Source organism: Intestinibacter sp. (genome assembly GCF_051866655.1).
Classification (GTDB): Bacteria; Bacillota; Clostridia; order Peptostreptococcales; family Peptostreptococcaceae; genus Intestinibacter.
This window is the reverse complement of the sequence record NZ_JBJDXL010000107.1, coordinates 1-6,627: the sequence shown is the minus strand read 5'-3', so window position 1 is coordinate 6,627 and position 6,627 is coordinate 1. Positions and strand designations below refer to the sequence as shown.

Here is a 6,627-nt window from a genome sequence, read left to right as displayed (position 1 = left end):
TCATCTTTTACACTTGCTAAATAAAATGTACTTCCTACAACTCCAGATGTATCATTTATTTCACCTCTGTAATCGTATTCATATCCATAATCATCCATCGCTCTAGTTATTATATCTGCACCATTATCACCTTCATAAAAAGGTACTTTCACAGGCTCTATAATATATCCTAATCCTAAAGTAAATTTTTCCATACATAGAGTTACATATCCCTTAGGTGTCGCTGCGTCGACTTCTTTTGGAGATATAAACACAACCGATAATACCATTAAAAATACCATTAATATAGATGTTATTTTTTTGAAAACACTGCATTTTTTTCTCACTTAACTCACCCCTTATAATTATTTTGCTTCTTTTTTGATTATAATTTTTATATACTCAATTATCAATAAACTGGCAAAATGATTACTCTAAAATACTACTAGTTCTACTACTTTATACTACTTTTTGTAATACTTATTAAGGCTCTATCAGCCCGTACTTTTCCTTTATCCTATCTAATTTTTCAATCATAGGCTTGCTTATTACTGCTAAGAAAATAACTGTAGCAGCCGCATGTATTAAGTTAAAAGGAATACCACTTAAATATATCGGTATAACCGATTGAAGTGTTATAGTTCCCTGTGGAAATATAAGCCACGTAGCTGTATCTAATAAAAATCCGTAGATAAAAAAGGTAGAAAGCCCACCATAAACACATAGGCTTATTCTTCTCTTTTCCAATTTACCTTTTTTAAAAAGTATACCTGCAATAAATCCAATTATGCCGAAGCTAAACATCTGCCAAGGTGTCCACGGTCCTTGCGAAAAGAAAAAATTAGATACAAATCCCGTCATAGCACCCACTAAAAATCCAGCTTCAGCTCCAAAGCATACCGCTGAAATTATGACTATAGCTACAACTGGCTTAAATTGAGGAATCATAAAAAATGCTGCACGTCCTGCTACTCCTATAGCCGACAAAACTGCTATTATTATAAGCTCCCTAGCCTGTGGTTTACGATCCTCAAATACCATGAAAAATGGAACCATAGTACAGACTATTATTCCCAAGCTGACTATATAGTATTTTCTATCATTACCTAATGTTATACCTAGAAATATTATGATAGGTATAGCTACAAGTATCATAAATGAAGCCATCAATGTTCTTTTGCTTAATTTAGTATCCTTGACCGTCTTTTTTCTAGCCTTATCTCTCGTCTTTGTATAGTAATATCTACTTGATCTTTTCTTCTTTTCTTGCTTTTTCTCAGATGCCTTGTATACTTTCTTTGTATTTATTTTTGTTTTATTTTCATTTATCAATATCTCGTCGTATATTTGATCTATTAAGCTAGTGTTTGCATTTGAGCTTGGTTCGCCTTGCATAAAGTTATCACATCCTCACATGTTATTGCATTTTCAAATACCTGTCTAGTCATCCTATTTGCAACAGTAGTGTAGAAATTGTTACCACTGAAGAATTTATTAGGTGTATTTGATGTAACTATATTGCCATCAAAAAATAAAGCACATTTATGTGCAAATCTAGCACAGAACTCTATATCATGAGAGACCATAATTATAGTCACACCCCTCTTTAGTAATTCTTCTATTATATGAGCAAATTTTATCTTAAATCCAGCATCTAGACCCTTTGTAGGCTCATCTAATATTAAAAGCTTTGGTTCAAGTAATAATACCTTTGCCAGTGCTGCTCTTTGTTGTTCTCCTCCACTTAAATCATATGGATGTTGTTCTAGTAAATCTTCTATTTCAATTAATTTTGCAATTTTTTCTACCTTGTCTATTCTGTCGGCTTTTTTGATGCCTCTTCCAGATAAAATCTCCATTAAATCTTCTCTAACTGTCTTTTTGACAAATAGTGATTGTGGATCTTGTGGTAGAATTCCTAAATTATGGTCGAATAATTCCTTATTTTTATATCCTGTTATCTTCTTTCCGAAAAGCTCAATTTTACCTCTATAAGGCTTATTTATTCCACTTATTAAAGAAACAGTCGTACTCTTTCCTGTACCGTTACCGCCAACTAGACAGAAAAACTCTCCCTTTTTAACCTCAAAGCTCAAATCCTTTACGACATCCTTTCCATCCTTTTCGTACTTAAACCACACATCCTTCATTTTAACTGCTATTTCTTTATTATTTTTATCATCATTCTCTCTATTGTCTTCAATTCTGACAAATTCAGGCTTATAATTACTGTACAAAGCATCTATAAATTTTCTACCCTCTTTTACTGTAATAGGTGTTTTGTCTGTATTTAATAGAGAAGCAATTCTGACAGGTGTTGGCATCGCTTCAAACATATCTGGGTTTAATCTTTTAACCTTTGAGCCGACATTTCTAGGCTCATCATCTATAATTATTCTCCCTTCTTCCATTACGATTACTCTATCTGCCATTGGAAACACCTCTTCTAAATCGTGCTCTGAAATTATAATAGTAGTTCCCAATTCGTCATTTATCTTTTTTATAGTTTTTAAAAATTCACTACCTGCAATTGGATCTAGCTGGCTTGTAGGTTCATCTAAAATCAAAACATCTGGCTGCATAGTCATAATCGATGCTAAATTTAAAAGCTGCTTTTGTCCTCCAGATAACTCAGTTACGTTTTTCATAAACCAAGTCTGTATTCCAAAAAAGCTCGCCATTTCAGCTACTCTAAGCCTTATGGTTTTATTATCATATCCTAAGCTTTCAAGTCCAAATGCTAGTTCATGCCATACCTTATCTGTAACTATTTGATTTTCTGGACTCTGCAAAACATATCCTATCTGAGATGCTTGAGTTCTGTCATCTACATCATCTAGATTTACGCCTTTAAAATAAATCTCTCCTTCTCTCTCGCCAAAAGGAGTAAGAACAGTTTTTAAATGTCTCATAAGCGTACTCTTACCACATCCCGATTTTCCACAGATAACTACAAATTCACCTTCATTTATACTTAAATCTATTTTTTTTAGAGCCTTATTCTTCATACTTGGATATGAAAAATCTAATTGTCTAATTGTAAATGTCTCCATTTTATCTCCTCCATGACTTCCATAATTATAGGTGTAATACAAAGCAAGAAATAACAACAATATTCAAATATACTAAAAGCATTTATTTTAAGTATCTGCATATTTGGAAAGTACTGCATAGAATTTCTTCCTTGAAATGCGCCTATTATAACTATCAATGTAAAAAAACACATTGTTCCAAACGCGATTTTATCTCTATTGTCAAATCTGTAATTTGAAAAGCTAGTTCTTCCCTTTAGACCATATCCTCTAGACTTCATAGAGTCAGCCGTCTCTATAGCATTTTCAAGAGCCCAGGTTATCATTATAGATATTATTTTAATCCCATTTTTTGCCTTTCTTATTATATTTCCATTCGAAACATCTCTTCCTATACATTTTTGTGCATTAGAAATAACCTTGATCTGAGCCTTGTACTTAGGTACAAATCTAAGTACCATAGAAAAAATCAAGGACAATCCAGGAATAATTCTACCAAATAGATATATAAACTTGTCAGATGTCATAACGGCGTTGTAACAAGAAAACCAAAATATAACCGAAGTAAACATCATCGCAGAAGCCACACCGTATACTATAGATTCCAAGGTCAAAGGATTTCCCGTGCTAAAATACCCAATTATTGTTACTCCCTGATGACTAAATGCAGGATTTATTACCGCCGCAAAAACTAAAAAAGGCACCATATATAATATGTTAAATTTAAGGGCTTTTTTCCCATTTAAATACACCGAATATATAAATGACGATACAAAAGATATAATCAAAAATATAGGATGCATAAAAAACATACTAAATAATATAACTACAAAAAAATAGTAGAAATTCACCAGTGGATGATACGATTTAAATGAATTTATCAAATTTTCTCCTCCTTATTCTCCTTTTTCTATAATTATATCTCATAAAAAGCCATTACAAAGTGTAGTCTTTAGTAGTACTACTTTCTATATAAGTTCTACTACTTTAAGTCGTAAATAATACTACTTTATTACTTAAAATTAGACAAAAAAATAAAACTAAGGATAACCTTAGTTTAAAAATACATATTGTCTTTTTTTTTTAAATAAGAAATAACTTCTTTTCTACTTTTAAAACCTAATTTTGTAAAAATACTGCTTACATGTTTTTTGACAGTATTTTCTGTTATGAATAATTTTTGACCTATTTCTTTATTATTAAGCCCCTTGCCGACTAAATTTAAAATTTCATTTTCTCTAATAGTAAGTCTATCTTTTCCATTTCTATTTTCCTTTAATGATTCCTCAAATAAATCCAAATCGTAAAATTTCTTGCCTATAATAATCTTATGAATAATGTATGCAAACTCATCTCTATCTAATATGTCTACTATATAACCCTCTATACTAGATTTTATAAGTCTTTTGAATAAGTCCAATCTTTTTCTAACATCAATTACTACAATTTTAATTTGAGAATAATTTCGTTTAATTTTTTCAATATAGCTAACTATTTTTTCATAATCATTTCTCAGGTCTATAATAATCATACCGATGTCTTCGTAGTCAACTTTTCTTAAATCAAATGTCGGCTTTACGACTTTTATATCTTCAATTGTCATCTCATCGGTTAAAATGTCTTCTATTACATTTTTTATAATATCAGATTCTAAAATAGCTAATACATTCATAAGCAATTTGTCCTTTCTCGCTAATTTTGCAGCTTATTAAACTACTTGTCCTCTGAAAATATTTACCCCTACCTAACAAAAATATCAAAACAAATCTCTAAATAAAATAAATATTTTTCTAAAATTTTTATAATATCATCTACAAAATTAAGCAAACTATAAGTCTATATTTAAACCTATAATTTGCTTATTTCTTTATATATTTACTTTATCATTATTGTTATTTTATGTCAATAATTCCAATTTGTTATCGATATTACTTACTCATTGAATTGTCTCCTACATCTCTACCTAAATCACATGTATATACCCATTTTATAGAATCGCCATCCTTAAGCTTATATCTACTACAGCCGTAATTAGGAAACCATCCATTTACACTGTACATCCATCCGCTTAATTCTCCTCCATCAAATTCGTATAAATTGTTAATTCCTTCTATGTAATTACTGTTATATGCTGGGGTCATGACATATTCCATATGAATTTTATTGGCTTTAGTTTCTCTTAAAAGTACATCGAATACTGATTCATTTTTATAGAATTTGACCTTTTTAGTCTTGTATATTACACCGTCTGAAGGTATCATATCTCCTTTACCATTTGAAATAGCTACTTTTTTGTTTTCTGGCTTTAATAAAGTCTTACATGTTATAGATAAAGTACAGTATCCTCCGATCTTACTCTTATCTACTTCATTACCCTTTTCATTCCATTCTACTGGCTTTGGTTTACCTGCAGGAGTTGGATCAGTTAAATATTTATCCTTTCCATCTTGGTTAGGAGTACCTGTCGATGTATCTATTCCAAGCTGTTGTTTTACTTTTTCACTTGCTTCAGCTAATTCTTCTCTTTTACTAGAGCTACTTGACGAATCGTCATCAGCATCTATTGCAGCCTGTTTAGGGTCACTACCTACTATATAAAATTCACCTGCTCTATCTTTTATACTAAAATTGAAAGTCGTTCCCTCTGAAGTTTCAACAGTAGCACTAGTTATTTTTTTAAGCTTATTATTTTCAACTTGATAAATGTCAGCCGCTGTACAGCCTAAGTCGTCTTTATATATAATAGATAAGGCTGTCTTTGAATCTAGACTAGTATCTTCTGCAAATTTAAATCCGTAGACCTTATCTGAATTTGATTCCTTTTTTACTAAATCAATATCTGTACTAGCCGATTCTACTTTTAAATTTAGATCTCTTGGAGAACTTATATCTGTTCCCATAAACATCCATTGATATGTAAATTCTTTATTTTCCCCATTGAATAATTTCATATCACCGCTGTCTTTTAGCTCTTTAAAAATCTCTTCTGATACTATCCCATTTTCTGGAATTGTGCTGTTATCAGTAGAAGATTTAGTATCTTCTTTAACTGTTATACTGCTACATCCAACGACAGATAGAGCTAGTAAAAAACACATAATAAGTGATATTGCTTTTCTCATTATTTTCTTCAATCTAACTCACCCCTTATTTTACTTCTATCATTAAATTTTTACTTTTCATAGTATTTTTAAATGTAGAAAGACTGCTATTATCTGTATCTCCATTTACTGTTGCAAATACTGCATCGGCTATATTTAAATGGAGTATATCCTTTGCTTTTGCAGCATCTTTTAATTTAAATTTTAAATTTAAAACTGTATCTCTAGTTTCCTTTTCAAATCCAGATTTGTAGTATGAATTTTTGCCACCTGATTTATCTAGGTAAATTGCATTTACAACTCCAGATTCATTAGTCGCATCTACATCTACATTCCATGCAGGCACCTGATTGCTAAAATCCTGCATTGTTCCTTTATCGATTCCCGTAAACTCTAGTTTTTCCTTATCAAATTCTATACTTATACTAGTTGAAGGGTAAACGCCTGAAGGTAGATATGATAATTTTACTGGAATTATTATTATAATTAAGATTTACAAATCTCATCTTATTAAT

Annotated in this window: 7 protein-coding genes; all 7 read right to left on the bottom strand. The window is 30.7% G+C overall.

All coding sequences use genetic code 11. The features are described 5' to 3' along the window. Positions 1-326, bottom strand: a 326-nt coding sequence (locus ACI3VO_RS02765) for a hypothetical protein (protein WP_439756448.1), incomplete at its 3' end; no start/stop codon positions are given. A 136-nt stretch (positions 327-462) separates the two neighbouring features. Then, complete coding sequence (locus ACI3VO_RS02760; RefSeq protein WP_439756447.1) at positions 463-1,374, bottom strand: ECF transporter S component; 912 nt, start codon at positions 1,372-1,374, stop codon at positions 463-465. Continuing rightward, on the bottom strand, positions 1,335-3,032 hold the full coding sequence (locus tag ACI3VO_RS02755; protein WP_439756446.1) for an ABC transporter ATP-binding protein: 1,698 nt from the start codon (positions 3,030-3,032) through the stop codon (positions 1,335-1,337). Before ACI3VO_RS02755 ends, ACI3VO_RS02760 begins: the two co-directional genes overlap by 40 nt. Then, positions 3,005-3,862: an energy-coupling factor transporter transmembrane component T gene (locus ACI3VO_RS02750; RefSeq protein WP_439756450.1), complete on the bottom strand. Its 858-nt coding sequence runs from the start codon at positions 3,860-3,862 to the stop codon at positions 3,005-3,007. Before ACI3VO_RS02750 ends, ACI3VO_RS02755 begins: the two co-directional genes overlap by 28 nt. Positions 3,863-4,068: 206 nt before the next feature. Beyond that, on the bottom strand, positions 4,069-4,683 hold the full coding sequence (locus tag ACI3VO_RS02745) for a response regulator transcription factor (protein ID WP_439756445.1): 615 nt from the start codon (positions 4,681-4,683) through the stop codon (positions 4,069-4,071). Positions 4,684-4,939: 256 nt separating this feature from the next. Beyond that, on the bottom strand, positions 4,940-6,145 hold the full coding sequence (locus tag ACI3VO_RS02740) for a DUF4430 domain-containing protein (protein WP_439756444.1): 1,206 nt from the start codon (positions 6,143-6,145) through the stop codon (positions 4,940-4,942). Positions 6,146-6,158: 13 nt separating this feature from the next. Then, the gene (locus ACI3VO_RS02735; RefSeq protein WP_439756449.1) at positions 6,159-6,587 is read right to left on the bottom strand and encodes a hypothetical protein; all 429 of its coding nucleotides are present in this window, start codon (positions 6,585-6,587) and stop codon (positions 6,159-6,161) included. Between the last annotated feature and the right edge of the window lie 40 nt (positions 6,588-6,627).